Source organism: Cupriavidus sp. USMAA2-4, assembly GCF_001854305.1.
Lineage (GTDB): Bacteria > Pseudomonadota > Gammaproteobacteria > Burkholderiales > Burkholderiaceae > Cupriavidus > Cupriavidus malaysiensis.
This window is the reverse complement of record NZ_CP017749.1, coordinates 205885-231266: the sequence shown is the minus strand read 5'-3', so window position 1 is coordinate 231266 and position 25382 is coordinate 205885. Positions and strand designations below refer to the sequence as shown.

Annotated in this window: 30 protein-coding genes; 17 read left to right on the top strand and 13 right to left on the bottom strand. The window is 62.0% G+C overall.

Annotated features, from left to right (window positions below):
• Nucleotides 1–126 precede the first annotated feature (126 nt).
• From BKK79_RS21160 to BKK79_RS21120, 9 genes are all read left to right on the top strand, one after another.
• Nucleotides 127–894: a crotonase/enoyl-CoA hydratase family protein gene (locus tag BKK79_RS21160; protein WP_071038696.1), complete on the top strand. Its 768-nt coding sequence runs from the start codon at nt 127–129 to the stop codon at nt 892–894.
• Between the two features lie 37 nt (nt 895–931).
• Nucleotides 932–2173: a thiolase family protein gene (locus tag BKK79_RS21155; protein ID WP_071038695.1), complete on the top strand. Its 1242-nt coding sequence runs from the start codon at nt 932–934 to the stop codon at nt 2171–2173.
• A gap of 40 nt (nt 2174–2213) precedes the next feature.
• On the top strand, nt 2214–3374 hold the full coding sequence (locus BKK79_RS21150) for an acyl-CoA dehydrogenase family protein (RefSeq protein WP_071038694.1): 1161 nt from the start codon (nt 2214–2216) through the stop codon (nt 3372–3374).
• Nucleotides 3375–3455: 81 nt separating this feature from the next.
• On the top strand, nt 3456–4232 hold the full coding sequence (locus BKK79_RS21145) for an SDR family NAD(P)-dependent oxidoreductase (RefSeq protein WP_071038693.1): 777 nt from the start codon (nt 3456–3458) through the stop codon (nt 4230–4232).
• 19 nt (nt 4233–4251) lie between these two features.
• The gene (locus BKK79_RS21140; RefSeq protein WP_232346420.1) at nt 4252–5835 is read left to right on the top strand and encodes a class I adenylate-forming enzyme family protein; all 1584 of its coding nucleotides are present in this window, start codon (nt 4252–4254) and stop codon (nt 5833–5835) included.
• A gap of 22 nt (nt 5836–5857) precedes the next feature.
• Nucleotides 5858–6406 carry a DUF2889 domain-containing protein gene (locus BKK79_RS21135; protein ID WP_198173382.1) on the top strand — a complete coding sequence of 183 codons (549 nt, stop codon included), beginning with the start codon at nt 5858–5860 and terminating at the stop codon, nt 6404–6406.
• Nucleotides 6407–6408: 2 nt separating this feature from the next.
• Nucleotides 6409–7119 carry a nitroreductase gene (locus tag BKK79_RS21130; RefSeq protein ID WP_071038691.1) on the top strand — a complete coding sequence of 237 codons (711 nt, stop codon included), beginning with the start codon at nt 6409–6411 and terminating at the stop codon, nt 7117–7119.
• 42 nt (nt 7120–7161) lie between these two features.
• Nucleotides 7162–8289, top strand: a complete 1128-nt coding sequence (locus BKK79_RS21125) for a CaiB/BaiF CoA transferase family protein (RefSeq protein ID WP_071038690.1) — start codon at nt 7162–7164, stop codon at nt 8287–8289.
• Between the two features lie 114 nt (nt 8290–8403).
• Nucleotides 8404–9192 (top strand): hypothetical protein, encoded by a 789-nt coding sequence (locus BKK79_RS21120; RefSeq protein WP_157128496.1) that lies wholly within the window; start codon nt 8404–8406, stop codon nt 9190–9192.
• 154 nt (nt 9193–9346) lie between these two features.
• On the opposite strand, the gene BKK79_RS21115 is transcribed toward BKK79_RS21120, so the two are convergent.
• From BKK79_RS21115 to BKK79_RS21090, 6 genes are all read right to left on the bottom strand, one after another.
• Nucleotides 9347–9841 (bottom strand): hypothetical protein, encoded by a 495-nt coding sequence (locus BKK79_RS21115; protein ID WP_071038688.1) that lies wholly within the window; start codon nt 9839–9841, stop codon nt 9347–9349.
• A gap of 309 nt (nt 9842–10150) precedes the next feature.
• Nucleotides 10151–11743: a class I adenylate-forming enzyme family protein gene (locus tag BKK79_RS21110; protein ID WP_071038687.1), complete on the bottom strand. Its 1593-nt coding sequence runs from the start codon at nt 11741–11743 to the stop codon at nt 10151–10153.
• 85 nt (nt 11744–11828) lie between these two features.
• Entirely contained in the window at nt 11829–12605 is a 777-nt protein-coding gene (locus BKK79_RS21105; protein ID WP_071038686.1) for an SDR family NAD(P)-dependent oxidoreductase, read from the bottom strand.
• A 21-nt stretch (nt 12606–12626) separates the two neighbouring features.
• Nucleotides 12627–13784: an acyl-CoA dehydrogenase family protein gene (locus BKK79_RS21100; protein ID WP_071038685.1), complete on the bottom strand. Its 1158-nt coding sequence runs from the start codon at nt 13782–13784 to the stop codon at nt 12627–12629.
• 9 nt (nt 13785–13793) lie between these two features.
• Nucleotides 13794–15035 (bottom strand): thiolase family protein, encoded by a 1242-nt coding sequence (locus BKK79_RS21095; protein WP_071038684.1) that lies wholly within the window; start codon nt 15033–15035, stop codon nt 13794–13796.
• 52 nt (nt 15036–15087) lie between these two features.
• Nucleotides 15088–15873, bottom strand: a complete 786-nt coding sequence (locus BKK79_RS21090; RefSeq protein ID WP_071038683.1) for an enoyl-CoA hydratase/isomerase family protein — start codon at nt 15871–15873, stop codon at nt 15088–15090.
• Between the two features lie 287 nt (nt 15874–16160).
• On the opposite strand from BKK79_RS21090, the gene BKK79_RS21085 reads away from it, so the two are divergent.
• A complete protein-coding gene (locus BKK79_RS21085) occupies nt 16161–17198 on the top strand; it encodes an AraC family transcriptional regulator (protein WP_071038682.1) in 1038 nt (345 codons plus the stop codon).
• 455 nt (nt 17199–17653) lie between these two features.
• Here the strand turns inward: BKK79_RS21085 and infA are convergent, their stop codons facing one another.
• Nucleotides 17654–17875 (bottom strand): translation initiation factor IF-1, encoded by a 222-nt coding sequence (infA, locus tag BKK79_RS21080; RefSeq protein ID WP_071038681.1) that lies wholly within the window; start codon nt 17873–17875, stop codon nt 17654–17656.
• Nucleotides 17876–18601: 726 nt separating this feature from the next.
• Complete coding sequence (locus BKK79_RS41595) at nt 18602–18823, bottom strand: hypothetical protein (RefSeq protein WP_084084999.1); 222 nt, start codon at nt 18821–18823, stop codon at nt 18602–18604.
• A 313-nt stretch (nt 18824–19136) separates the two neighbouring features.
• On the opposite strand from BKK79_RS41595, the gene BKK79_RS21075 reads away from it, so the two are divergent.
• Nucleotides 19137–19346 (top strand): cold-shock protein, encoded by a 210-nt coding sequence (locus BKK79_RS21075; protein ID WP_071038680.1) that lies wholly within the window; start codon nt 19137–19139, stop codon nt 19344–19346.
• 236 nt (nt 19347–19582) lie between these two features.
• Here the strand turns inward: BKK79_RS21075 and BKK79_RS21070 are convergent, their stop codons facing one another.
• Entirely contained in the window at nt 19583–19900 is a 318-nt protein-coding gene (locus tag BKK79_RS21070) for a hypothetical protein (RefSeq protein ID WP_071038679.1), read from the bottom strand.
• 122 nt (nt 19901–20022) lie between these two features.
• Nucleotides 20023–20160: a hypothetical protein gene (locus tag BKK79_RS41165; protein WP_198173381.1), complete on the bottom strand. Its 138-nt coding sequence runs from the start codon at nt 20158–20160 to the stop codon at nt 20023–20025.
• 209 nt (nt 20161–20369) lie between these two features.
• Between BKK79_RS41165 and BKK79_RS21065 the strand changes: the two genes are divergently transcribed.
• On the top strand, nt 20370–20621 hold the full coding sequence (locus BKK79_RS21065) for a DUF1488 domain-containing protein (protein ID WP_071038678.1): 252 nt from the start codon (nt 20370–20372) through the stop codon (nt 20619–20621).
• Here BKK79_RS21065 and BKK79_RS42325 read toward each other — a convergent pair.
• Entirely contained in the window at nt 20563–20916 is a 354-nt protein-coding gene (locus BKK79_RS42325; RefSeq protein WP_442873274.1) for a zinc-ribbon domain-containing protein, read from the bottom strand. The genes BKK79_RS21065 and BKK79_RS42325 overlap by 59 nt on opposite strands.
• The gene (locus BKK79_RS42320) at nt 20832–21119 is read right to left on the bottom strand and encodes a zinc-ribbon domain-containing protein (RefSeq protein WP_442873273.1); all 288 of its coding nucleotides are present in this window, start codon (nt 21117–21119) and stop codon (nt 20832–20834) included. Before BKK79_RS42320 ends, BKK79_RS42325 begins: the two co-directional genes overlap by 85 nt.
• 997 nt (nt 21120–22116) lie before the next feature.
• On the opposite strand from BKK79_RS42320, the gene BKK79_RS40485 reads away from it, so the two are divergent.
• From BKK79_RS40485 to BKK79_RS40480, 5 genes are all read left to right on the top strand, one after another.
• Entirely contained in the window at nt 22117–22407 is a 291-nt protein-coding gene (locus BKK79_RS40485; RefSeq protein ID WP_157128495.1) for a hypothetical protein, read from the top strand.
• A gap of 19 nt (nt 22408–22426) precedes the next feature.
• Nucleotides 22427–22945, top strand: a complete 519-nt coding sequence (locus BKK79_RS21060; RefSeq protein ID WP_071038677.1) for a hypothetical protein — start codon at nt 22427–22429, stop codon at nt 22943–22945.
• Nucleotides 22946–23032: 87 nt separating this feature from the next.
• Nucleotides 23033–23269 carry a hypothetical protein gene (locus BKK79_RS21055; RefSeq protein WP_071038676.1) on the top strand — a complete coding sequence of 79 codons (237 nt, stop codon included), beginning with the start codon at nt 23033–23035 and terminating at the stop codon, nt 23267–23269.
• Between the two features lie 364 nt (nt 23270–23633).
• Nucleotides 23634–24008 (top strand): hypothetical protein, encoded by a 375-nt coding sequence (locus tag BKK79_RS39180; protein ID WP_084084997.1) that lies wholly within the window; start codon nt 23634–23636, stop codon nt 24006–24008.
• A gap of 137 nt (nt 24009–24145) precedes the next feature.
• Complete coding sequence (locus BKK79_RS40480; RefSeq protein WP_157128494.1) at nt 24146–24634, top strand: hypothetical protein; 489 nt, start codon at nt 24146–24148, stop codon at nt 24632–24634.
• Here the strand turns inward: BKK79_RS40480 and BKK79_RS21050 are convergent.
• Nucleotides 24592–25281 carry an EF-Tu/IF-2/RF-3 family GTPase gene (locus BKK79_RS21050; RefSeq protein ID WP_157128493.1) on the bottom strand — a complete coding sequence of 230 codons (690 nt, stop codon included), beginning with the start codon at nt 25279–25281 and terminating at the stop codon, nt 24592–24594. The genes BKK79_RS40480 and BKK79_RS21050 overlap by 43 nt on opposite strands.
• Nucleotides 25282–25382: the final 101 nt, after the last annotated feature.

Below are 25382 nucleotides of genomic sequence, written 5' to 3'. Positions count from 1 at the left end.
TCTGGTTCTGGCCAGGTCCAAAAATCATTAGAAATGATGAGGCGAGGCCACCGAGGTGTTCCTAAGATCAGTGGCTCCAGGCACCCATTGCCGAGTCGCAACATGGAACCCAAAGGAAATCCAACGATGGCCTTCATCGACACCGAAGTCAGAGAGCATGTCCTAATCATCACGCTGAACCGGCCGGAAGCGCGCAACGCTTTCACTCCAGCGATGGCGCAGGAGATGGAAGCGGTGATTGACCGCTACGAGGCCGACAGCGCTCTGCGGGTGGCGATTCTACGCGCGGAGGGTAACACCTTTTGCTCCGGGCAGGACCTGAAGGCGGCGGCTCGCGGCGAGATGGCCACGACCGAGCGACGCGGTGGCTTCGGCATCATGAACAAGCCACCCATGAAGCCATTGATCGCCGCCGTCGACGGCCAGGCGCTGGCAGGCGGCATGGAGCTCACGCTGTGCTGCGACCTGGTCGTGGCCTCGAGCGCATCCGTATTCGGACTGGCGGAAGCCAAGCACAGCCTGGTAGCGATCGGTGGCGGGTGCTTCCGCCTGCCACGGCGGCTGCCGTGGGCCATGGCGATGGAGATGATCCTGACCGCACAGCCCAAGAGCGCCCTCGACATGCAGCGATTCGGCTATGTCAACAGCATCGTGGAGCCTGGCGCGGTGCTGGATGAGGCCCTGCGCTACGCGGAACGCATCGCCGCGAACGGACCGCTGGCGGTGCTTGCCTCCAAGCAGATCGCGTGGTCGGCGACGAACGAGGGGTGGACCGACGAACAAGCCTGGGCGCGCCAGATGCCTATTGTCACACCGGTGCTGAAGTCCGAGGACTTCAAGGAAGGCCTGAAGGCATTTGCCGAGAAGCGTGCCCCTCAGTTCTCCGGCCGTTGATGTTCGGTAACTCAGGACAGAAAAAAAGAGGATCGAAATGGATGATGTTTACATTGTAGGTGTGGGCATGACGCCTTTCGGGCGTCTGCTGGATCGGACGGTCTACGACATGGCCGGCGAAGCTGTGGCCCTGGCGCTGAAGGATGCCGGATGCGAGCGCGGCGACGTGGGGTCGGTTTTCTATGCGAGCGCGACGAATGGCCCCTTGCAGGGGCAGACCTCGATCCCCGGGCCGATTGCCATGCGACGCATCGGCATCGAAGGCGTCCCGGTGTTCAGCGTCGAGAACGCTTGCGCGTCGGGATCGTCCGCCGTCAATCTGGCCGCACAGGCCCTGCGCGCCGGTAGTTGCGACATCGCGCTGGCCGTGGGTGCCGAGAAGATGAATGTGCCGGACAAGGCCAAGATGTTCGCCGTGTTCGATGGCGGCTGGGACGTATCGACGGTGGAGCAGAACAAGGCTCAATTGCTGGCCATGGGGGAGGGTGTGGAGGCGCCCCCGGGCACGGTTTCCGACAAGCCGTACAGCGTATTCATGGATGTGTACGCCGCGCTGTGCCGTCATCACATGAAGACCTACGGAACGACCCAGCGACAGATTGCGGCGGTGGCGGCGAAGAACCATCAGCATTCGGTGCACAACCCCTTGTCCCAATTCCGCCAGCCTTTCACCATCGAGGAGGTGCTCGCCGCGGCACCGATCACTTACCCGCTGACCATTGCAATGTGCTCGCCGATCAGCGATGGTGCGGCAGCGGTCGTGCTGTGCAACGCCGCTGGCCTCAAGCGCCTGACAGGCGCAGGCGGACGCGCTGTCCGGTTGCTGGCCAGCGTCATTCAAACTGGTTCCAACCGAGGGCTGGATGAACCGCATCGCATCGTCGCACACCTCGGGGCCAGGAAGGCCTATGAGCAGGCGGGTGTGGCGCCGGAAGACATCGACGTGGCTGAAGTGCACGACGCCACGGCCATGGGCGAGATCCTCAATGCGGAATCGCTCATGCTGGTTCCGTTCGGGCAAGGCGGGCCGGCGGCCGAGCGCGGCGACTTCACGGTCGGCGGGCGCATCCCCATCAACCCCTCGGGTGGCCTGGAGTCCAAGGGCCATCCGATCGGCGCGACCGGCCTGGGGCAGATCCACGAGTTGGTGACCCAGCTGCGGGGCGAAGCCGGGGCACGGCAAGTCGACGGCGCCCGGATCGCCATTCAGGAAAACGGCGGTGGTCTCTATGGCATCGAAGAGGCCGTAGTGGCCGTGAACATCTTGGCTAGACCATAAATTTCCAAGCACTCAATTCCAAGAACTCCAAGGGGACACCATGGGACATGTTTTCAGAACCGAGCAACAACAAGCGGCCGTCGACGGCCTTAAACGCTACCTCAACGACAAGATCGATCCGCTCTTTCGCAAGGAATACCGTGACGACGCCTTGGTACCGAAGGGGAAGATGCGTGAGTTCCTGAAAGACCTGTCCGAGTTCGGAATGGTCTCCGGCGTGGTCGGCGAAGAGCATGGCGGCATGGGCATCGATTTTCTCACGCTGACCATGCTGTTCGAAGAGGTCTGCGCCAGTGCACTCGATGTGTCGACCGTGGTGCTGATCAACACCTTCGCCGCGAAGCTCATCGCCGAGAAGGCCCCGGCGCCGTTGCGCGAGCGCTATCTGCCTGGCTTGCTGAGCGGTGAACTGTTCTGCAGCATGGCGTTCTCCGAGCCTGATGTCGGCTCCAACGTGATGGAGATCAAGGCACGAGGTCGGCGGGATGGCGATCACTACGTCCTCAGCGGCGAGAAGACCTGGATCAGCAACGGCAGCTACTCGGATGTCCTGATCTGCACAGTGAGAACCAGCGACGATCCGCGCAAGGGCCTGTCGCATTTCCTGCTCGATCGCAAGGAGCATCCCTACGAAGTGCGCGAGATCCACAAGATCGCGAGCAACGGCCAGTCCACGGCCCAGATCTTCCTCAACGACGTGCGCGTGCCCGCCAGCAACATGATGGGTAACGAAGGCGATGCGCTGCGCAACACGCTGGCCGTTTTCGAGCGTTCGCGTGTATTCGTCGCGGCGCAAGGCGTGGCCGTGGCACGGCGGGCGCTCGATGAGGCGGTAACCTACTCCACGCAGCGTCGTCAGCACGGCAAGGTCATTGCGGGCCACCAACTGATCTCCGCGATGCTGGCCGAAATGGCCACCGACGTGGACGCCGCGCGTTTGCTGACCTACCGCGCCGCCGAGATGGTTGAGGCCGGTGTGCCGGCCGAGATGGAGGCCGCGATGGCCAAGTACTTTGCCTGCGAAGCAGCCGTGAAGGTCGCTCGCCAGGCGGTGCAGATTCACGGCGGCAATGGGTTGACCAAGGAGTTCCTGGTCGAGCGCTTGGCGCGGGAAGCCATCATTTTGCCGATCCCAGAAGGCACGACGCAGATTCAGCAACTGATCATCGGCCGCGCGTTGACAGGCGTCAACGCGTTCTGATCCGTCGGCGCCCGGGGCTGCGATCGAGACCCGCGGCCATCGACTGGGGTTGAGATACCAATAATAGAAACAGGAGACATCATGCGTATTCAAGACAAGGTCGTCGTCATCACGGGCGGCGCTTCCGGGCTCGGACTGGCCACGGCGCAGTTCATGGCCAAGGAGAAAGGGGCCCGCATCGCCATCTTCGACCTGAATGCCGAGGCCGGCGAGCAGGCCGTGACCGATATCGGGGCCGAGCGCGCGTTGTTCGTGCAGACGGACGTGAGTAACGAGGAGTCGGTGCAGGCGGCCGTCGACGCGGTCATGGCCCGTTTTGGCGCGATCCACGTGTGCATCAATGGCGCCGCGCTGCCGGTTGCATTCAAGGTGCTGGGCAAGGAAGGCAAGGCGGCACCGCTGGCAAAATTTGCGCAGAGCACGGCGGTCAATCTCAACGGTGTGTTCAACGTCATGTCGAAGTGCGCCGAGCAGATGGCCAGGAATGAGCCAGAGAATGGCGAAGAGCGCGGCGTGGTGATCAATGTCTCCTCCGGCGCCGCCTACGAGGGACAGGTCGGGCAATGCGCGTACTCGGCCACCAAGGCCGCCATCATCGGCATGAACATGCCGGCTGCGCGCGAGCTCGGCGCAGTGGGGGTGCGGGTCAATGCGATCGCCCCCGGCCTGTTTCTCACCAAGATGGTGTCCATGCTGGACGACAAGGTGATGGCCTCGCTGAAGGAGCAGATGGAGGCGCCCAAGCGCTTGGGGGATGTGCGTGAGTTCGCGCACTGCTGCGCGTTCATCGTCGAGAACGCATACGTCAACGCCGAGACGATCCGCCTCGACGCCGCTTCGCGCATGCGTGCTCGTTGAGGCCACGGACGGAGCCATTATGATGAAACTGAACTTCTCCCGCGTGATGCGTATGCTGGCGCTACGCCATGGCGACAAAGAGGCGCTCGTCAACATCGAACGCAACCGTCGCTACAGCTTCACCGAGTACCACCTGCTGACGAACCGGATCGCCAATGCACTGCGCACCACGCTGGGGGTGGGCAAGGGTGACAAGTTCATGATGATCCTGGAGAACGACAACCTCGGGTTGCTCCAGTTTCCGACGATCTTCAAGCAGGAAGGGACGGGAGCGTTTACCAACCTCCGAGACTCGCTGGAAGAGCACAGCTGGCAGGTGGCATACGTCAAGCCCAAAGTCGTGTTTATTGAAAATTCCCTGCTGGACACGTACCACGGCATGCTGCGCGGTCAAGGCTGCACGGTGGTCGTCATGGACCCGCTCGATGGCCCCGTGCCAGAGGGAGTGCTGCAGTTTTGGGATGTGATCAATGTGGCTTCCGACGAGGACAACGAGGTCGCACTCGATCAGCACGAGCACACTGCGATATTGCGTTTCACGGGCGGAACGACCGGGCGAGGCAAGTGCGCGATGTACTCCGTGGACAACTATATGGCCGCCCGGGATAGCGGCTACATCAATCCAGGTCTGGGGTTCGATGCGCAGACGCGCTTCCTGCATGTGGCGCCGCTCTCCCACGGCACGGTGTTGGGCTTCTACCCCACCTTCTTTATGGGTGGCACCAACATCACGATGAACGCGCTCGACCTGGAAGCATGGAGCCGCGTAGCCGAATCCGAACGCGTGACCCATTCCTTCCTGGTGCCCACGGCGCTGTACCGCCTGCTGGAGCTCCAGAAGGCCAGCCCACGGAATTTCTCGTCCTTGCGTACCGTGATCTATGGTGCTGCGCCGATGAGCCCGAGCCGCCTGGACGATCTGGTCAAGACCTTCGGTCCAATCTTCGTCCAGGGCTATGCTGCCACCGAAGCGGGCATGTTCGTGGCGATCCTCGATAAGTCGGATCACCGCACGGACAGCGAGCGCGCCATCAAACGCATGTCGTCGGCCGGCCGCTTGACGCCCGGCGTGGAAGTCTTCATCACCGATACGGACGGCAACAGCCTGCCGACAGGCCAGACGGGCGAGATCCGTATCCGTTGCCGCGCCGTGATCCAGGGCTACTTCGGCAATCCCGAAAGTACGGCGGCGGAATTCCAGGACGGTGCGTGGAAGTCGGGTGATCTCGGCTATATCGATGAGGATGGGTTTCTCTACATCGTCGATCGCCTCAAAGACATGATCATCAGCGGTGGCTTCAATGTCTACGCTGTCGAGGTCGAAGCCGCGCTGGCCTCCCATCCGGCCGTGCTGATGTCGGCTGTCGTCGGCGTGCCTCATGTCGATTGGGGTGAGGCCGTGCATGCCGAGGTCGTGCTGCGCCCGGGCATCAGCGTCACCGCGGATGAGCTGATCGAGCATGTCAAAAGCCATCTGGGCAGCTATAAGGCACCCAAGACGGTCAGCTTCGTGGAGAACCTTCCCCTTTCAGTGGTGGGGAAGGTACTCCGGCGGCATGTGCGTGACAAATACTGGCGTGCCGCGGAGCGTCAAGTTGGCTGACGCAAAGATCCCAGGAGCCAGCGTGGCTAACACGGGTGCAATGGCGCGCCCACAGGCGCACCGCCGTCTCATCGACTGCCAAGGTTGGCAGCGCGACGACGGGCTGTGGCAGATCGAGGTTTCGCTTCGTGACACCAAAGGCTCCGCCCTGCGCAGCGCCGCCGGGCGCCACGTCGCCGCGGGCGAGGCCATTCACCACATGGTCATCGCGCTGGTTGTCGACGGGGCGCTGAAGATCCAGTCCGCGACGGCCCAGAGCCTGGCTGCGCCGGCAGGGAGTTGTCGTGAGGTGGAGGCCAGCTATGCAGCGCTAGCCGGCCTGACCATCGGCCCGGGGCTGAACCGCGCCGTGCGTGAGCGATTCGGCGGCGTGAAGGGTTGCACCCATCTCACGGAGATGCTGCCGATCGCCGCGACCGTTGCGATCCAGACAATTTTGGGGGCGCGCATGACTGATGGTGGTGAGATGGACCCGAAACTGGCCGCCGAGATGGTCGACGAGTGCCATACCTGGCGTGGCGATGGACCGCTGGTGCGTTCGCTCATCGGTGGCCCGCGAACCGGATCGTGACCATGCATGCGGATGATCCCCGGAGCACGGTCGCGCGGGTTACCCAAGTCGACGCGGTGATGCGCGAACGTCGCTCGGTGCGCGCCTTCCTGCCTACCCCGGTGCCACGAGAACTGGTCGCCGAGATTCTGTCCGTAGCGGCCAGCGCCCCCAGTGGGACCAACACCCAACCCTGGCAGGTCATTGCCGTCGCGGGTGAGGCGAAGAAGGACCTGTGCGACCGTGTGCTGCAGGCCTTTCATCATGAGCAGGGAGAGCACCAGCCCGAATACGACATCTACCCGGCGGAGTTCGTCGATCCGTATCTGAGCAGGCGGCGCCGGTGCGGCCTGGATCTCTATGCCGCACTCGGGATCTCCAGGGGAGACACGGATGCCATGCACGCTCAACACGCGCGCAACTTTGCCTTCTTCGATGCGCCGGTCGGCTTGATTTTCATCCTGGACCGGCGCATGGCTCGGAGCAGTTGGGTGGACTACGGCATGTTCTTGCAGAACATCATGCTGGCCGCTCGGGCACGAGGCTTGGATACCTGCGCCCAGATGGCCTGGGCGCTCTATCCGGGGCTTCTGGCAGAAGTCCTGCAGATCCCGGACCGGCAGATGGTGCTGTGCGGCATGGCGCTGGGTCATGCCGACCCGGCGGCCGTGGAGAACCGCGTGCGCACCGAGCGTGAGCCGGTCGGCAACTTCACACGCTTCAGCGGCTTCTGAAAAGACTCGTTGAGCAGGCACAAGATTTTGGAGAAGGAATCCATGGGTGTATTGGACGGCGTTCGCATTGTCGAGATCGCAGGCATCGGGCCGGGTCCATTCTGTGGCATGTTGCTGGCTGACATGGGCGCGGAGGTCATCCTGGTCGAGCGCGCCGGTCAGCCGGATGCGCTGGATGCGGGTCAGAGCGCGATCGTGAACCGGGGCAAGCGTTCGGTGGCGCTGGATCTGAAGGACGAGAAGGCCCGGGACGCAGTACTGCGTCTGATCGATGGGGCGGATGCCCTTATCGAAGGCATGCGTCCCGGCGTCATGGAGCGACTGGGCCTGGGCCCCGAAGTCTGCTTGCAGCGCAATCCCCGCCTGGTCTACGGACGCATGACGGGGTGGGGGCAGGATGGTCCGCTGGCGCAGGCCGCGGGGCATGACATCAATTACATCGCGCTGTCGGGAGCGCTGTGGTTCGCGGGCAAGCCCGGTGATCCGCCGATGCCACCGCCCACGCTGATCGGTGACCTGGGCGGCGGTGCGCTTTATCTCGCTGTCGGGATTCTCGCCGGCATCCTGCATGCCCGAGGCACAGGCGGCGGGCAGGTGGTCGACGCCGCCATCGTCGATGGCAGTGCGCATCTGATGAACCTGCTCCTGTCCGTGCATGCGACTGGGCGCCAGCCCTTTGAACGCGGCACCGGACTACTCGACGGCCCGGCCTGGGTGGGAAGCTACGCCTGCGCTGACGGTCGTTTCATCAGCATCAGTCCCTTGGAGCCGCAGTTCAACGCTCTGCTGTTCAGCAAGCTGGGGTTGGGTGATGACCCCGAGTTCAAGCGCGCTTACGACCCGCGCTTCTATGGCCGCTTGCGTGAGCGCTTGACGGCGCTGTTCGCCTCACAGCCGCGTGCGCATTGGGTCAAGCTTCTCGAAGGAACGGATGCGTGCTTCGCGCCGGTGCTGACGCCGGCAGAGGCCATGGAGCACCCGCATATGGCGGCCCGGGGGGTGTACAGCCGGCACAACGGCGTGCTGCAGGCTGCGCCCGCGCCTCGCTTCTCCGCAAAGCCCGCGGGGGCGATTGCGGCCGTACCGCGACGCGGCGAGCACGGTGCCGAGATCCTGGGAGCGCTAGGCTTGAGCGAGGAAAGCATCGAGCAATTGCTGGCGGGTAGTTGACTCAATGGTGCCGCGCGCTCGGCGTCTCGATGCGCTGGTCGATATCCGGGATCGCGACACCATGCGGCTCGATGGTCCGTTCGAGAGTGCTTCGCCAGCGGGGCCAATGTGCCGGTGAAGACCGTCTATAACGCAGGAAACGTGCGCATCGGAATCTTCGGGCAGTGTTCGGGAACGCTCGTGGTTCGCCGGCTCTCCGTTCCGTTCGCAGCTACCATTGCAGTCCGTTCCTGTAAGGGGTGGTTGACCGTTAGAGGCTGGACCAGAGAGCTCGACGCCGGCGCATGGCTTGACGTGCCGCCGCTGACCCGATTCGACCTGAGTCTTGCGCCTGGAGCTATTGTCGAGCTCGCGCTGCAGACAGGCCTTGAGCGCGCGGCGCCGAAGGAGGCGACGCTGAACCCGGCGCTCTGGCCAGCCCGCCCCGGCCGGCCTGGAGCTTCGGCGCCGCAGTGCGATCAGGGAAAGGCGCTGACGCGGGAACTGGCACGTAGCGTCTTCCTGGCGCCGCACCATGAATGGCGGTGCTCCACCTTCGGCGCCCGGTTCGGGATGGGCGGCAAGGCGGTGTCGCGTGGGATCTTTGCGGAAGGAGAGAGCTTTCGCGAGACAGTGCGACTTTATCGATTGTCCCGGCTTCTCTTTGATCTGCCAGCATTGCCGAAAGTGGATGGCGACATTGCGCAGTCCTATGGATTCGGCTCCCGCAGCCTGCTTGAGGCAGCGTTCTACGGCATGTTCGATCTGCCCCTGGTTGTGGCGCACGCCCAGGTGCTCGCATCCACTGAAGCCCGGAAGCGCATGGCTGCCCCGAATGTCAACGGTTCAGTGGATGCCCCGTTCAATCCGGTCGCTTGTGAAGGGTACTCTTGGGCGGTGCCGCGTTGCTTCCTGGCGGGGTAAGGCGGCCGCAAGTGCGATGGATGCCCGGGAGACGTGCTTGACTATGCTCGATGAAGGCCGCCCATGAGGTTCAGCGGCTCACAGATGCAATCGAAAGCGGCACCGGTGAGCCACTGAAGGCGTCGAGACTAGAGCGAAGCCGCTCTACGCGAACTCATGTATGGCTGCGGCGCGAACGAAGCCAAAAAAACTGCAAGACCGATCCGAGCGCAAAAACGCCAAGCCACGCGGCGAGCGATGCGCGCACGATCGGGGATTCGGGGCCGTTCGCAAGGGGATGACCAACCGGCAGTCGCGTCAGCGTCTCGTTGATCCCGGGAATCAACAGCAGAAAGAAACTGAACGTGAATGCGAACTGGGATAGGTAAGGCCACGCACGCTCCAGGACTTTGATTCGCGGGACGAGTAGTCCGCCCAGTATTGCGAGCAGCGTCAGGATGCCGAGTGCGTGTCCGGCATTGAAGCCGCCGGTGCTCGATAAGCCAAACGATGTGAACACCGATACCACCATCGCTGCCAGGTAAATCCTGGCAGATCGAGTGGTGCTGTCGATCTTCTGGTATCGGGCAAAGCTGTAGAGGCCCACGGCCACCGTCGCCAAGCTGACAATGGTGTGGACCGCGCCCAAGGAGGAAATGGGATGGGGCATGGGACGATGACTCCTTCAGAAGGTGTAGCCCCGGATCGCCGTGCCGCTGGTCACACGGGAGAACGTCAGGGGCAGATCGATTCAATACTCACAAGGCAAGCGGACAGCCACCCAGCAGGAACGCATTGACGCTATGGAGCACGGCAGGGGAAATTCCCGCACGGGTGCCGTTGGCGCAGCGCAAAGATCGGCACCTCTTCCCTGAGTTGTTCGTCGGCGAGCGCGAGGGCGCTGTCCGTGGGAGCGTCGGCTTGCCCCGCACCCGCTCGACCGCGTATGGCCATGCGTTGATTCGTGCTGGCAAGCTGCTTAGCTGACCTTGCGCTGCATGTTTTCCCAGTACCTTTCCTTGACCGCGCGCCGCAACACCTTGCCGACCACCGAGGTCGGCAGTTTCCCGACGAACACGAGCGATTTCGGCGCCTTGTAGCTACCGAGTCTCTCCTTGACGTGCGCGATCAGCTCGGCGGCCTCGACCGTGGCGCCGGGACGCAGCACCACTTCCGCATGCACGGCCTCGCCCCACTCCGGATGCGGAATGCCGACCACAGCGGCCATCATGACGGCCGGATGGGAGGCCAGCGCTGCTTCGACTTCGATCGCGTAGACGTTGAAGCCGCCGCTGATGATCATGTCCTTCAAACGGTCGACGATGTACAGATAGCCGTCCTCGTCGATGTAGCCGAGGTCGCCCGACTTCCAAGCGCCGTCAGAGAACTCGGCGGCCGTCGTTTCAGGATTGTTGTAGTACCCCTTGATAACAGCTCGGCTACGGATGCGGATTTCGCCGCATTGGCCGGTTGGCAGCGGCTTGCCGTGCTCATCGGTGATATAAACCTCGACGCCCGGCGTCGCGCGGCCAGCCGAAGACAAGTGCTTGATGCCGCTGCCCGTTGTACGCGCAATTTCGTGCCCGGCCTTGTCGAGTGCCGACACGAAAATGGGGACTTCGGTGGCGGCGTAGATTTGCGCGAAGATGAGACCAAAGCACTCGATCAGTTCTTCGAGCTTGGCGGGACTCATCGGCGCGGCGGCGTAGATCAGGGTGTTCAGCGAAGAGAGATTGCGTGGGTTCGTGCGCTGCAACTCGAGCAGACGGTACAGCGCGGTCGGCACCAGGAACGAATGGGTCACGCACTGCTGCTCGGCCGTTTCCCGCCATTGCTCGAGATCGAGCTGATTGAGCGTGATGTTGGCGCCACCGGCATAGAAAGTCAGTATGAAAGCGACCACGGCGCCATGCGAGAGCGGCGCCACGTGCAACATGCGTGTGCGGTCGTTGAAGCCGAAATCCGGGTTGCGGAAGCCGCCATCGCAGCAAGCCATCAGATTGTCGATCGAGTACATCGCGCATTTGCCCTGGCCAGTCGTGCCGCCGGTGAAGCGCAGCATGCAGATGTGCTCGTCGTCGTCCAGTTCCACGTCGGCGTCGAGTTCGGACGCAGCGTCGACCAGATGCCAGAACGCGCGCACGCCGGGGCGCACAGCCTGTTCCGGCGTCAGGTCGTCCATGATGACGATCTCGCAACCGGCCGCGCGCAGCATGTCGTAGTAGCCGTCGAGCAGGCGCGTTTCAATGAACACGACCTTCGGCTTGACCAGTTCGATCTGACGCGCATGCTCTTCCGGCGCATCGCGCAGGTTGGTCATGACCACCGTGCCTTCCTGCTTGAGCACGGTCGGGAGCATCATCAGGCTCAGGTTGTCGTTTTCCAGGATGAGCAGGAACTTGTCACCCTTGCCGACCCCAAGCGCGTTGCGCAGCGCATCGGCGATGCGGTTGGTCAACAGGTGGTACTCGCGGTAGCTGTAGCTGCGGCCACGCTCCACATTGACGATTGCTTGCCGGTCGCGAAAGCGCAGTGACATCAGGCGCATGACGCGGCAAAAGTTCATTTTCATGGAATGGTCTCCTGTGTTCTTTTGCCCTCCCTCTTCGTCGGAGGGAGGGCACCCTGGCGCCGGCGGAACGCGTTTAGTGCGGCGTTCAGCGCGCGCGCAAACGTGATGCAGCGTCCAGGCGAATGGTGTGCGCGTTGAGGTAGGCGTTCTCGATGATGAAGGCGCAGCAATGCGCGAACTCGCGCATGTCACCGAGGCGCTTCGGGGCCTCGATCTGCGACTTCAGCGCAGCGACGATCTTTTCATCGAGCGTCTGGACCATCGGCGTGAGGAACAGGCCGGGCGCAATGGCGTTGACACGGATACCGACTTCGCCGAGTTCGCGCGCAGCCGGCATGTTCATGCCGAGCAGCGCTGCCTTGGAGGCGGCATAGGCGACTTGACCGATCTGTGCCTCGTAGGCGGCGCCCGACGAGATGTTGATGACCACGCCGCGCTCTTCGCCAGCCTCCGGTTCGTTCTTGACCATCTGCTCGGCGCATTTGGACATGACGTTGAACACGCCGTTGACATTGACCGCCGTCACCTGCGCGAACTTCGCCAGCGGCGTGGCCTTGCCTTCCTTGCCCAGCACCTTGCAAGGCGTGGGCAGCGCGGCGCAATTGATACAGACGTGAATCGCACCGAAGCGCTCAGTCACAGCAGCCACCGCGCTCTGCACCGCTTCCTCGTTGCTGACGTCGGTTTGCACGAACATCGCGTGCTCGGCCCCAACATCCTCGACCGCCTTGGCGCCGGCCTCGGCGTTCATATCGAAGATGGCGACGCGCGCGCCTTTCTCCTGCACCAGGTAGCGTGCCGTGGCGAGACCGAGGCCCGATGCGCCACCGGTAATGACGATGACTTTTCCTTCAATACGCATGATGTGTCCTGTGGATATGGCTTAGAACGCCGGCACGCCGGTCAGGGCGCGGCCGATAATGAGTTGCTGCATCTGGGTCGTGCCTTCCGGAATCGGCGTAACGATCGCCTCGCGCGCGAGCTTCTCGACGAGGAATTCGGTCGTGACGCCGTTGCCGCCGTGGATCTGCACGGCCTGGCGGGCGATCGTCACGGCAGCTTCGCAGGCGAAATACTTGGCCATCGCCGCTTCCATCTCGGCGGGCACGCCGGCGTCGATCATCGACGCAGCGCGGTAGGTCAGCAGGCGTGCGGCGTCCACCTGCGTTGCCATTTCGGCCAGCATCGCCGCGATCAACTGATGGCCCGCGATAACCTTGCCGTGCTGGCGGCGCTCCTTGGCATAACGAACCGCTTCTTCAAGTGCGCGGCGGGCGATGCCCAGTCCCTGGGCGGCGACGAATACGCGCGACCGTTCGAACAGCGAGAGCGTGTTGCGCAGCCCCTCGCCTTCGTTGCCGATCATGTTGGAGGCCGGCACGCGTACATCGGTCAGGAAGATCTGCGCGGTCGACTGGCTGTTGAAGCCGATCTTGTGGATGCCGCGGACTTCGTAGGGATGTTCCTTGCGGTCGAGCAGGAAATGGGTCAATCCCTTGCGCGGGTCGTCCCCGGTGCGGCAGGTGCAGATCAGGAAGTCCGAGTATTCGCCATTGCTGATCCAGGTCTTCTCGCCGTTGATGATGAAATGATCACCATCGCGGCGCGCGCGCGTCTTGATTTCCAACACGTTGGAGCCGACGTCGGGTTCGGAAATGCCGATCGAGACGAACGTGTCTCCGCTCAACAGGCCGGGCAGGTAGCGTTCACGCAGATGCTGCGGCGCGATTTTCTCGATCAGTACCGCGCCAAACGAGTTGATCAGCACCGGCACCGACAGGTCGGCCGAGGTCGTAGCCACCTCCTCGAACAGCATCAGCGACGTCAGCCAATCCAGGCCCATGCCGCCGTTGGCTTCGCTCGCGATGCCCGACACCAGCCCGAACTCGGTCAGCCGGCGCATGATCTCGGCCATCTTGTCGCGCGGCACGAACTTGTCGCGGTATTGCTTGTTGAAGACTGGATCGATCTCGGCGTCGAGGAAGCGCTTCAGTCCATCGACGGCAGCCTGCTGCTCTTCGGTGCGGAATACGTGTCCCATGTCGCCTCCTTATTGTCTAGCCAGGATGTTGACGCCGACCACAGCTTCTTCGATGCCATACAGGCCGCCGCCGTTCTCCTGGATGGCGATGCGTGCGCCTTGGACCTGGCGCTGTCCGGCTTCGCAGCGCAACTGCGTCACCAGTTCGTGAATCTGGCCGAGACCGGTAGCGCCGATCGGATGGCCCTTCGATTCCAGCCCGCCGGAGGGGTTGATCGGGATGCGTCCGCCGACCGTGAAGTCGCCGCGCTCGGCCGCGGGGCCGCCTTCACCGAACGGCACCAGCATCAGCGATTCGGCGTTGAGGATCTCGCCGATGGCGGAGGCATCGTGCACTTCGGCAACGTCAACGTCCTTCGGGGCGACGCCGGCCTGCTCGTAGGCCTTCTTCGCCGCCAGGTGGGCGACGATCTTGTGCGGCTCGTCGAGGCTGCGCGTGGTACCGGTATGAATGACGCTGGCCAGCACGCGCACCGCGCGGCCGGAGGCACCCCGCAGGCGCTCCAGGCCGGCGGCGGTGCACAGCAGGGCGGCGGCGGCGCCATCGCTGATCGGCGAGCACATGGCCGTCGTCAGCGGGTAGGCGATCGGCGGCGAAGCCAGCACCTGCTCGATCGTCATCGGCTGCTGGAATTGCGCCAGCGGGTTGTGCACCGAGTGCTGGTGGTTCTTGGCCGCCACGGCAGCGATCTGATGCTGCGTGGTGCCGTAGCGCTTCATATGGTTGCGGGCGATGGCCGCATAGACATCCATGAACACGCTGTAGGGACGCTCGGACATGGTGCCGGGCGGCGGCTCGACGCCTTCGCCCAATGCCAGCAGCGTCTTCTTGTTCTCCTCGACGGTCGAGACGTCCCAGCCGCCGTCGAACGCGGCAAACATCTTGGCCTTGTCGGCAATGTTCATCTTCTCGGCGCCAACGGCCAGCGCCACGTCGCAGGTTCCGGCCCGCAGGGCCTGCACAGCCAGGTTGAATGCCGAAGAGCCGGCGGCGCAGGCGTTTTCGACGGTAAATACCGGAATGCCTTCGATGCCGAGACGGCGCATGGCGATCGGCCCCGGAATGGCGGTCTGCCCCTGGAACTGGCCATTGGTCAGCGTCGCATAGAACGCCGAACCGACGTCGGCGGCCTCGGCGCCAGCATCTTTCAAAGCCAGGGCGACGGCCTCGCCGACCAGGTCGTAGACGCTGCGCTCGAGCAAGCGTCCGAACGGCGTCATGCCGACACCGGCAACATAGATATCGTTCATGTGATTCCCGAAAGAGGAATGAGAAAAGCGGGAGGAAGGGAGCGGACGGGCTTTATCGGCCCTGGAATTGCGGCGCGCGCTTCTCGGCGAATGCCTGCAAGCCTTCCTGCAGGTCGAAGCTGCGTAGATGGCGGCGCAACATGACTTGCTCATGCAGCAAGGCGTCGTTCCGCCCCTTGTCGGCGGAGGTGCGTGCGACTTCCTTCATGCGACGCAGCACGATCGGACTCTTTGCGGCAATCTGGCCGGCCAGCTTCATGGCCGCCTCGGCCAGTTCGCCGTCGGGATGCACTTCGGATACGAAGCCGTAAGCCTTCATCTCTGCCGCCGAGAGCGTCTTGCCGGTGAACAGCAGATACATGGCGACGTTCTGGGGGATCAGGCGCGGCAGGATCGCTGCGCCGCCGGCGCCGGGATAGACGCCGAAATTGGCGTGGGCGTCCCCGATGGTGGCGCTCTCCGCGGCAATGACGATGTCGGCGCACATCGCCAGTTCCAGGCCGCCGGCCATGGTGACGCCGTTGAGCGCGGCGATCACCGGTTTGGGGAAATGGCGCAGGCGCGCCAAGGTGGCGTCGGCACGGTCGAGGAAGTCGGCTTCGCCGGGCTCCGCTTTCTGGCTGGCCAGCACTTCCTTCAAGTCCGCGCCGGCGCAGAATGCGGCGCCGGTGCCGGTTACCACCAGCACGCGAATCGCATCGTCGGCGGCGATCTGTGTCAGGTGGCGGTCCAGATCGGCCAACAGCGCCATGTTCATCGCGTTCATCGCCTTCGGGCGATTCAGCGTCAGGCGCGCGACTGCGCCGGTGACTTCCAACAGCAAGGCTTCTTCACTCATGGTGTCTCCTGGATGGCCGAGATTGTTGTTGTGGCGGACGGCGCAATGCTGTCCGCTGTTGGAAGGCATCTTAGGAAGGACGAAACGCGTGCGCGGCTCTTTGGAGCGAAAAGTGCATTCCGCAAAGCGATCCGGGGCGCCTACCCGTGAAACGGGCAGCCGGGAGAGTAGTGCGGAAGGAGGATTGCTGTTCCGGCACGGCTCAAGGCAGCCGCCTCGAGCGCACCTTGACCGGATCCGGGGCGGTGTAGAATCATCAGCCCCCCATCCGTCAACATTGCCGCGCCATGAGATCCGACCGTCACTCCCCCCTCGCGGCAGCGCAGGAAGCGACGACTATCGGGGGGTACTGCACGGCAATCGCCAAGACCCTGGACGCAAGCGGAGTGGACAGCGAGCGCATCTTCCGTGCCGTCGGCGTGCAGCTTCACATGGTGAACGGCCCCATGGTCCGGCTGCCTGTCGCCACCCTGACCAGGCTATACCGCGCCTGCGTGGAGGCCACCAACAATCCGTATTTCGGCCTGTCGGTCGCCCGGCACATCCATATCTCGAATCTGCATGCGCTCGGCTACGCGCTCGCCGCCAGCAGCACGCTGATCGACTTCTGCCGCCGGCTGGAGCGGTACTTCCGGCTGGTGTCGCAAGCGGCGACCCTCCGCGTCATCGAGGACGGCGACAGGATCGTCGTGCGCGGCACCGATTTCAAGACGGAGGTCAGTGGCGAAACGGAAGACGCGTTCATCGGTTTCCTGGTGCTGACGATGCGCATGTTGTACAAGCCGGGCTTCAATCCGCTGTCCGTGGAACTCCATCGTCCGATGCCGCGCGAAGGTGACGAGCCGTATCGCGCCTTCATGCGCGCACCGCTCAGTTTCTCGAACCAGGCCACGGCGCTGGTGTTCGACAAGCATGAGTTGATGCAGCCGCTCGGCGGAGCCTGCCCGGAGTTGGCGCAAGTCAACGACAACATCGCGAATCAATATCTCGCACGGCTGGACAAGACCGACGTGGTGACCGGCGTCACGCAGAAGATCATCGAATTGCTGCCCTCCGGTGACTGCAGCAGGGAGAAGGTCGCCGAAGCGTTGTGCATGAGCCCGGCGACTTTGCAGGTGCGGCTGGCGAAGCGCGGCACCAATTTCCTGCAGTTGATGGACGACACACGCAGGGACCTGGCTCGCAACTACATGCAGCAGCAGGCACGCTCCGTCACCGAGATCACGTTCCAGCTCGGCTTTACCAGCACCAGCAATTTCGCTCGTGCCTTCAAGCGATGGACCGGAAAATCGCCAACGCAATTCCGAGAGCGGCGGTCGGAGTAGGTCTGTTGCAGCCGCAGAGATCATTCGACACCCCCACCGTTCCCACTGGTTCTGGCCCGATCCCACGCCGTTTCCCGAACAGGTAAGGGGCCCCAAAGTCGGGTCCTAGTCGTGGATTCAGCCGGTCGATGCTGGGCGAACCTCCGCTTTTTTGCCGAACACCTTCCTAGGCTCACCTTTCGAGGACCGGCGGCGGTCATCGGTGGAAGACGTCCCATCTGCGACATTCGCCTGCGCAGGATGCAAGGGTTGAATCTCGAACCTAACGGCGCATCCTGCGCATACTATGATCTGGCCAGCAGCGGAGATAAACGGGCTGTCCGGCCATGTCCGCGACTGGGGCGCCACCACGGCGGACATCGTCATGGATTCCCTGCCTGGCTCCCGGTCGCCAGCGCCTCACGCCGGCTCATACTCTGATCGGCAGAGTCGAGGCCGCTGAGCGGTCGGTCAGTTCATGCTTTATGGCGATAGTTGATACGTCCCTTCGTGAGGTCGTAAGGCGACATCTCCAAGGTGACGCGGTCGCCGGCAAGCACACGTATACGGTTCTTCTTCAATCGCCCCGACGCGTAGGCCCAGATTTCGACCCCGTTTTCGAGCGTGACGCGAAAGCGGTTGTCGGGAAGGACCTCCGACACCCTGCCACCAAATTCCACTAGTTCTTCTTTAGCCAAGGTTTCTTTCCTCTCTGTATCAGGTTTGCGTTGCGAGGCGTCAGGGACGCCCGTGCTTGTCGATCTACCACTGTTGTCTACCTATGCGCACCGCGGCGCGCTCCGTGGTGCGCCGCACTGCTTGCTCGGCATTGACTTCCGAGTCATGCGTCACATGTCGATGGACACGTTGACCGCGACCTGCTCGGCCCCATTCGTGTGTTCGGAGATGGTGTGGCTCGCGAAGCCGATTCCGGGCTCCCGCTGGATCGGGGTGCATCGAAACTGCGGATGGGGTGATGCGCTGGCTTGCCGCTTTGCCTGCTGCAATTGCGCGATCCGGACGCTATGCCCAACGCACCTTGCGCCGACGCGGACGGGCTTGCTTTCCGGTCTTGATTGAAAAAAACAGTCCCATGTCGCGCGTGGTGGCGCAAACGGATGCTCTGCTCAGGGATGGGACCATGCTTGCGCTTGCCGTCACGCCGCGTACATACGCGAAGGCTGCGGAGCGGCGCTGCCGCTGGTCAGATAGGTAAGAGGCTGCTGCGCCTGGAACGGATCGGGTGTACGCCCGGAAAGCCGCTGATGTTCTTTTCTCTATGATGTATGGCGGCCTGCATATTGCGCGCTGCGGAACATGTTGCGAGGCGACATGCATGGTACCACCTTTGATGCTTGCCTGACGAAAGCCGCATGTCAGCGTTCAGGCCAGGTGGAACGCGCGCAGGGTGGAGGCCACGCGGATCAACCATTGACGCACAACCTCTGCCATCCCTGCTCGGGGTCGCGCTTCTGAGCACGGTATGCCCATAGTGTTCCGCAGGCCTGGCACATGAACGTACTGACAGTGATTGCGGGGCCATCGGGTGGCTTGATGCGCCTGGTGTCGGTAATCCGGAGCGCAGGGTGTCCGGGCGCACCGAACTTGTGGGGTTCCATTGCCTGGCATGCAGGGCAGAAGGGCATGTTGAAGTCCTATCCTTGGTGTGGCGGTCCGGACTCCACGTTCCCTGCAGGCAAGGTCTACGGAGTTCAAGAAGTTTCCGGGGGGGGCAAGCCGAGGCCGTAGAGCGATCTCGTGCCAAGAGGATCCGCGGCGCCGTGGATTGGCTCGTTGACATATCCCTTGTACGCGCGTACAAGGAATCAAGCAAGATCTTCAAGCGGCAACTTTGAAGTACTGGGTGCGTAACACGCTTCAAGCCTTTCCTTGTTTCTTCCTTGATCTTCGTGCTCCGCCGGCACGCTTGCCTGGCGGGTCTTTAGGAGGGATCCAAACATGGAAACCGGCACTGTCAAGTGGTTCAATGATTCCAAGGGCTTCGGTTTTATTACGCCCGATGCTGGTGGCGATGACCTGTTCGCGCACTTCTCAGAAATACAAGGACAAGGCGACGGCTTCAAGTCGCTCCAGGAAGGCCAGAAGGTCCGCTATGTGGCCGGTGTAGGCCAGAAGGGGCCGGCGGCGACGAAGATCGAGCCGATCTGAGTGTTGCTACGCTGTTAGAGGAGCCCCGCAATCCGCGGGGCTTTTTTTGTAGGTCAGTTGGTTCGCACTGGTCTCAGCCTGTTGACTGCCACTGAAAACAGCCCATCCGGGCCCGGCCGTTTGCATCGAACGTTGCCCCGTACCGAGCACTGCCCACACAACAATGGACAGGCGTTCCGAGTGATCGACGTGAACATACCGAGCATCATTCAACGCTGCCACGTGACGACCTCCGCTCAGTGCGCATTCCCTTTCATGCTCTCGGCTTCCATCGCGGCATGCCATTCCTCGTACGCCTCAATTGGCTCCATGGCTTCGTCGACGAACGCGGCTGCGCGTTCCGCGGCGGCCAGCGTCTCGGAGGGGATTTCGCTCTGACCGTCGTCCTCGGTACCTGGTGGTAACAGCATGTCCTCAAGCATCGCGCGGAGCTCTGGTGTGTTCCATGGCTTGCCCAGCCTGGCCCTCCTGTTCAGATAGTGACGGATTTCCGAGTCTTGCTCGGCGGTGAGCGGAAGCCCTCGGAACGTGGGGTCCGTATTGTGATGAATCATGATGCGCCTCCCGAAGCGGTCTGCGCTTTCAATGTCTTTCCATGTAGAGATAGTGATCCCATGCGCCCAATGTGGTGCGCAGCGCGTAGTTGCGATGCCGCGTGTCTGCCCGCCTGGCTGACTCACGCCTTCTTCTTGGCGACACCCTCGTTGCCGACGCGGGACTGGACGTTGCTGAACGGGGTGGCCGGCACTGACGGCTTCTTGGGTTGCTTGGGCTTCTTGGGTTCGCGGTTGCCACGTAGTTGACTCTTGGCCATGACGGTGCTCCTGAAGATTGGCTTGCCGGGGTGGCAATCCCAGCATACGCGCTTAACCTCCGGCAAAGGGAAAAATCTTTCCTGCGGCGCGAGTGGCTAGCGCAATCGATCGAACTCCCGCTCCAGGGAGACGGGCGCATACTGGAACTGGCGCCGCGCATGCCTGCCAGCAAAGAACGCTCGGCGTCACTGGACAACAGGAGTCCACCATGGCACTGAATTTCCCGAATCCCAGCCGCAGCTACGACGCCTCGCGGCACTGCGTTTGCTTCTGGGGCTACGACGGCGCGCGCGAGGTTGCCTTCCAAGTCGCTGACACTATTCTCTCGGTCCTGAGTCATGGGGCCGCCGTCGAAGAGACAGCCTTTTTGGACACGTTCGATCGCTATCGCGACCCGATACTTATGCTGGCGAGAGATATCTACACGCCAGGGATGCGCAACACCTACACAATTTCGTAGGGGCGACTTGCCGGCCAAGCCGCGGAGGGTTGAACCGTAGTTTTCTACTTATGATCTCTAACCCTGCGGCTGCCTCGCGTTGCCCTTGTAAGATCGCGCCGTGGTCGCCAATCGATCGCGCATCGGTCGACAGCCCAAGAAGCCACAGCGTGTATAGGCGGCGCCTTTTCGCTTGTTCCAGGCGGTACCAGTACAGATGGTTGTCCGGTCTCACCAGTGTGGGAATCGTTCGCGTAAGTCGACAGGACTCGCATAGCGGATTCGAATCATCCGCCGGCACCATCCAGTTGCACACGGTTTCCTGGGCATAGTTTGGGCAGCGACGGAATGTCCGGCCAGCCCGCGCTGACTGGTCTTCCAGCCGGTTTCGTCGTCGCCCTCGAACGCGCAGATCTCCTGCAAGGAGGGCACGAAGCCCAGCACGGCACGGCATTGGTTGCAGGAGAAATTTTCGAAGAAGACAAGATTGCCGCAGCGAGTGCAGTGAACGGTCTTCATGCCGAGGTAACCATTGTGTATTGAGTGTCCCGCTGAGCTGGGCTGAACTGGGCAGGCAGATGCGCAGGCGCTACCGAGCATGCAGCCTTCAGAAGCAGCTAGCGAACACCGGCTACCACGTGGCAACCCCTTGCCATGAACTTCTCGGATCGCTAGGTGAGCCACTTCTGGTCACCAACGTATTCCCGCGGCTGTTCCGTGCGTTGGGACAGTAACGCTCGTGACGGTGGCAAAACCATCATAGCCCGCGACGACGCGATAAGCTCCCAGAGTCTGCCTGATCGGTATGGGACCACATCCACATCGGCATCAACCGCTGAGGCACCACATTGCGGCGGCATGAAGGCGTAGAACCGGACCCACCCCAGCGAGTCGGGCTCTACGGCAGGGGCCTTGGATCTCGCGGCATCGCGAATGGTCAGAGCCTTCTCCTGGCCTGCCTGCACGCAAGTACATGGTGCGTCGCTTGCGAAGCCACTTTGTAAGGGAGATAGGACGGGCGGCAATGGACCCCTATACTGGTAACTGGAGCGCTCCTGAAGTCTGAAGGCTTCAGGCTCGCCTACCATTCGTTTCCGGGCTGTCCCCCCCTCGACGACGTTTGAGGATTGGCGACTCCTAAAGTCACTCACGGGGATTCCTGGAAATCTCATGCCAAATGCCACTCGGCGACCTCTGCGCGCCCACCTCCTCCGTCGCCACGAAAGCCGGCCGTTTGACAGGATCGATGGAATCGATGCCCGGCTGTCGTCCTCCCTCTTCGCAAAGCCGATCGCCAGATTGACTGCGGCTCTTGTTTCTACCCTTCAGCGTATCGGACCTATCGATCCAGGCGAGCCGCAATCTGCTCGTGACAAAGATGCCCTAAGCATTCTCAACAATGCGAGACGGATGGGAAGGATTACCCGCTCGCAGTGGCAGGTTGGCTCCAACAGTGCCGGTACCTGATCATGGCTGCCGACATGCAGTCAGCCTTGCAGCCAACGAAGGAAATATCATGAGCAACCACTCAGTGAAGACCACGTACCGGAGCATGCCCGCCACACGTCTGATGCGTGACCGCCCGGTTGATGGGTTCTCGGAGGGAAGCAATCACAGGTTTGGATTCATTCGACTGGCAGCGACTCAATGGCATCGGGCAGCCACGCTGCTGATCGACTGGGACCGCGCAATCAATGAAGGCTGGCCCAGCCTGCGATCGCCATCATGCCCCAAAGCCAAGTGGGACTGGGGCTTGGAACGACATCATCCCACCACCTTCCGTCGGCTCGCCGGAAATAGGAAATGATGCTGTGTGAGGTAACACCATGCGTACATTGCTGTATTTCATCGTAAAAGACGTTGTCACGGCGCGGCTGGCACAAGCGAGACTAGGCGAGCTTGCCGATTCATCAGCACAAGTCGTGGGACCGTGGTTTTCCCAGCACGACAACCAGCCAGTGGAGGCGTTGCCGAGCATCGACGTCGGTCAGATCACGTATCGCGAAGAATTGGCGATCACTGGAATTCTGGTCGGAGCAATCGTCGCCGCGCTGGTGGTTCTCAGATACGGAGTCTCGGCTGGCCCCGGCGCCACTGCCCTTGCGTATGTTGGTGCTACGACGCTGGGCGCAATGATCGGCTGGTGGGGAGGCGGATTGATCGGCACCAGGATTGGCCGTCTCGAATTGGGGCGGCGGAAAGCGCAAATGGCACCGGGCCAGTTGCTGATGATTGCTGGCTGCAAGTCGAATTTTAAGGAATCCACGAAACAGTTAATTCACGAACTGGGCGGTGTAGTGATCGACGAGCACAACGACCTGATGCCCAACCTCAGGTGGGTATGATTGCCGTGCCTCCAACCATCTAGGAGGTCACTCCTCCGTTCTTGGGCTCCATCTTGCGATGGGTGCCAGAACGAAAAGGAGATGAGTATGCAATGCATCAAGGAGTACAGGGGTTTTGCGATACGCGTTGATCTGCTTGAGACCTCCGAGGGGATGTTTGATACGTGGTTCCAGATCAAGGGGCCGATTAAAGCCCATGAAGCAGTCTACGGCACGCCCTTCAAGGTGTTTGGCTCGCCGTTTTCACGCCGCTGGGCGCATTTGGTGGGCGAGCTCGCCGGGCGGGCGTTCATTGACCAGGTCCTAGGTGTCGACGAATTCTGAATGGAATTCGGCGGCTTCGCAAACGAGTTGGCGCACATCGGATGGGCACTGGTAGCGCGCGATTTCACGTTCAAGGCACACACAAGAAGTTGGCAGGACTGGGCGCCCTTCATCCACCTACGACTGCATCCGAGTTCGCCAGGGCGATGTCAGGTACGAAGTGCAACACCTCTCAGCCTGGCTTTTCGAGCGCTGATATCTGATGATTCGAGCAAGCCAATCGACTCATCAAGAACCTGGAATGAAAGATCGAGAGGCAATAGGTTTTTTCTTTATTCTTTCGCCGGTAAGAGTGCGGAAGGAGTAGAGTCGCATGCACGTCTCGAAGTTGGTGAATCCTTCCGAAACTCCTGGAGCCTCAGTCATGTACAGTGCAACTTCGCCATCCAGTTTTCTCTGCACATTGATCGCCGATAGAAAGGGCCTTGCCTATCACGTGTCCGTCAGCTACCGCGACAGCACGCATGCCGAAGGTATCCAGTTCACCAGCTTTGTCGGCGTGGGAAGGCGTTCTTTTACTGTTCGCGGCGCCGATGGCAATCTACAACTGGCAGTCGACCAAACCTCCGAAGTGCTGTGTCGAATCGCGATTGGCCAAGTCGTACGAGATCATCTCTATGACAAGGCCACCGAGGGAGAGCATCTGCTGGATCCGGAGGCCTTGCCCTGGGATGGGGAGTTAAGACCTGTGGGGGCCGGCAATAGCGCAAGGCAACCGAGGCGGCGCTGGCCCGGCTAGAGCGACTGATACGGTCGGGCAAGCATCGCGGAACGAGCGGTCCGACGCAGCTAGTCCACTGCGACATTCGAAAAGCACCCCGATCGACAGCACCTCCAGGCCGTAGCGTTGTTGCCAATGTTCGCCATTGCCGTGCTATGGCTGCGCTTGGCAAGACGCCAGGATCTGCCGGCCGAATCTACGAGAAGGCGACCGAACAGCAAGGGGGCAGCGGCAGGAAGGTGGAGAGCTTTGCCAACGCTCTCTCCAGGATCGCTAGGCCATCTGTTTCCGGTCGAACGATCGAGAAGGGGGTGACCGGAGAGGGTGGATTCGTCAGTCGCTTCAAGGAAGGCCAAAAATCTCTGTACGACAAGCTCGACACCTTCATTCCTGCTGACAAGGCGATTGACGTGTCTTCCACCCGCGGCGCCCTGGCCTCCACGAACCAGGACATCAAAGGCGCCGAGTCGCTTTCGAAGTGGTTCCAGAAGGCCAAAATCAAGGGCATCGAGGAAGCGCTGAAGAAGGCCTGTTGCAGGCCCGGCTGGTGGCGTCATGATCCAGCATTTGACGATTTCCGGCCCAGCCGACGTACACTGGCTTACCAGAGGACTTCGTCAACGACGCCGAAGCCGACAGGGTAGGGGCCCTCTCGTATCTCGAAGCGCTGACCGTTCTCGAGTGCGATTGGTGCGATGAGCGTGACCTCGAGCGGCACGTCTTTCTCGCCTGGCTTCACCATTTCCCTGCCAGGAGGAAACTGGATCGCGCCCGTCACTCGCACAATGTCCCTATAGAAGCAAAACGTCGGGCGACAGTTCTCGAAGAACGGCTCGCGACGCCCTCCTTCGTCCTTGCTCAACATAGATACGCTTGCCACGAATCGAGTGTGCGATCGGATTGTTGCCGGCTGCGCAAGAACCTGGCCGCGTTGCAGTTCTTCGCGCTTTACACTGCGCAGCATGATACCGACGTAATCGCCCGCCTTAGCCTGATCCTGCATTCTGCGGGACGATTCAATGCCCACGCAGGCCGTCCGCCACCACGACAGTGGCTCGAAACCCACGATATCGATTTCGTCACCAGCCTTGATCACGCCGCGTTCGACGCGACCCGTTACGATCATAGGGCGCCCCGCGACCGAGACTATGTCTTCCACCGGCATCAGGAACGGACCATCGACCGCAGGCGTCGACGTCGTCTTGACGTCATCGACGCGATACGAGATGTGGGTGAGAGTGTTTGAGCCCGTCAAATCGGTGCCAGACCGATCATTCCCAAGGTGGAACACGAGGTGGCCTGAGGTGTTTTGGCCCGCGATTGGGCCATCAATGAATCGCCCCCCCCATCCTGACAGTTACCCCATGCGCGAGACCCAGGGCGCTCCGGCGA

Bases quoted from the DNA above. Each gene is read 5' to 3' on its own strand.
- BKK79_RS21110 (WP_071038687.1), bottom strand. From the start codon at position 11,743: ATGAAAATGAACTTTTGCCGCGTCATGCGCCTGATGTCACTGCGCTTT.
- BKK79_RS21125 (WP_071038690.1), top strand. From the start codon at position 7,162: ATGGGTGTATTGGACGGCGTTCGCATTGTCGAGATCGCAGGCATCGGG.
- BKK79_RS21090 (WP_071038683.1), bottom strand. From the start codon at position 15,873: ATGAGTGAAGAAGCCTTGCTGTTGGAAGTCACCGGCGCAGTCGCGCGC.
- BKK79_RS21105 (WP_071038686.1), bottom strand. From the start codon at position 12,605: ATGCGTATTGAAGGAAAAGTCATCGTCATTACCGGTGGCGCATCGGGC.
- BKK79_RS21095 (WP_071038684.1), bottom strand. From the start codon at position 15,035: ATGAACGATATCTATGTTGCCGGTGTCGGCATGACGCCGTTCGGACGC.
- BKK79_RS41165 (WP_198173381.1), bottom strand. From the start codon at position 20,160: ATGGCCAAGAGTCAACTACGTGGCAACCGCGAACCCAAGAAGCCCAAG.
- BKK79_RS39180 (WP_084084997.1), top strand. From the start codon at position 23,634: ATGTACAGTGCAACTTCGCCATCCAGTTTTCTCTGCACATTGATCGCC.
- BKK79_RS21130 (WP_071038691.1), top strand. From the start codon at position 6,409: ATGCATGCGGATGATCCCCGGAGCACGGTCGCGCGGGTTACCCAAGTC.
- BKK79_RS21155 (WP_071038695.1), top strand. From the start codon at position 932: ATGGATGATGTTTACATTGTAGGTGTGGGCATGACGCCTTTCGGGCGT.
- BKK79_RS21060 (WP_071038677.1), top strand. From the start codon at position 22,427: ATGCGTACATTGCTGTATTTCATCGTAAAAGACGTTGTCACGGCGCGG.
- BKK79_RS41595 (WP_084084999.1), bottom strand. From the start codon at position 18,823: ATGCCCTTCTGCCCTGCATGCCAGGCAATGGAACCCCACAAGTTCGGT.
- BKK79_RS42320 (WP_442873273.1), bottom strand. From the start codon at position 21,119: ATGAAGACCGTTCACTGCACTCGCTGCGGCAATCTTGTCTTCTTCGAA.
- BKK79_RS21100 (WP_071038685.1), bottom strand. From the start codon at position 13,784: ATGGGACACGTATTCCGCACCGAAGAGCAGCAGGCTGCCGTCGATGGA.
- BKK79_RS21085 (WP_071038682.1), top strand. From the start codon at position 16,161: ATGAGATCCGACCGTCACTCCCCCCTCGCGGCAGCGCAGGAAGCGACG.
- BKK79_RS21115 (WP_071038688.1), bottom strand. From the start codon at position 9,841: ATGCCCCATCCCATTTCCTCCTTGGGCGCGGTCCACACCATTGTCAGC.
- BKK79_RS40485 (WP_157128495.1), top strand. From the start codon at position 22,117: ATGAGCAACCACTCAGTGAAGACCACGTACCGGAGCATGCCCGCCACA.
- BKK79_RS21160 (WP_071038696.1), top strand. From the start codon at position 127: ATGGCCTTCATCGACACCGAAGTCAGAGAGCATGTCCTAATCATCACG.
- BKK79_RS21145 (WP_071038693.1), top strand. From the start codon at position 3,456: ATGCGTATTCAAGACAAGGTCGTCGTCATCACGGGCGGCGCTTCCGGG.
- BKK79_RS40480 (WP_157128494.1), top strand. From the start codon at position 24,146: ATGGCTGCGCTTGGCAAGACGCCAGGATCTGCCGGCCGAATCTACGAG.
- BKK79_RS21070 (WP_071038679.1), bottom strand. From the start codon at position 19,900: ATGATTCATCACAATACGGACCCCACGTTCCGAGGGCTTCCGCTCACC.
- BKK79_RS21055 (WP_071038676.1), top strand. From the start codon at position 23,033: ATGCAATGCATCAAGGAGTACAGGGGTTTTGCGATACGCGTTGATCTG.
- BKK79_RS21150 (WP_071038694.1), top strand. From the start codon at position 2,214: ATGGGACATGTTTTCAGAACCGAGCAACAACAAGCGGCCGTCGACGGC.
- BKK79_RS21065 (WP_071038678.1), top strand. From the start codon at position 20,370: ATGGCACTGAATTTCCCGAATCCCAGCCGCAGCTACGACGCCTCGCGG.
- BKK79_RS21140 (WP_232346420.1), top strand. From the start codon at position 4,252: ATGATGAAACTGAACTTCTCCCGCGTGATGCGTATGCTGGCGCTACGC.
- BKK79_RS21075 (WP_071038680.1), top strand. From the start codon at position 19,137: ATGGAAACCGGCACTGTCAAGTGGTTCAATGATTCCAAGGGCTTCGGT.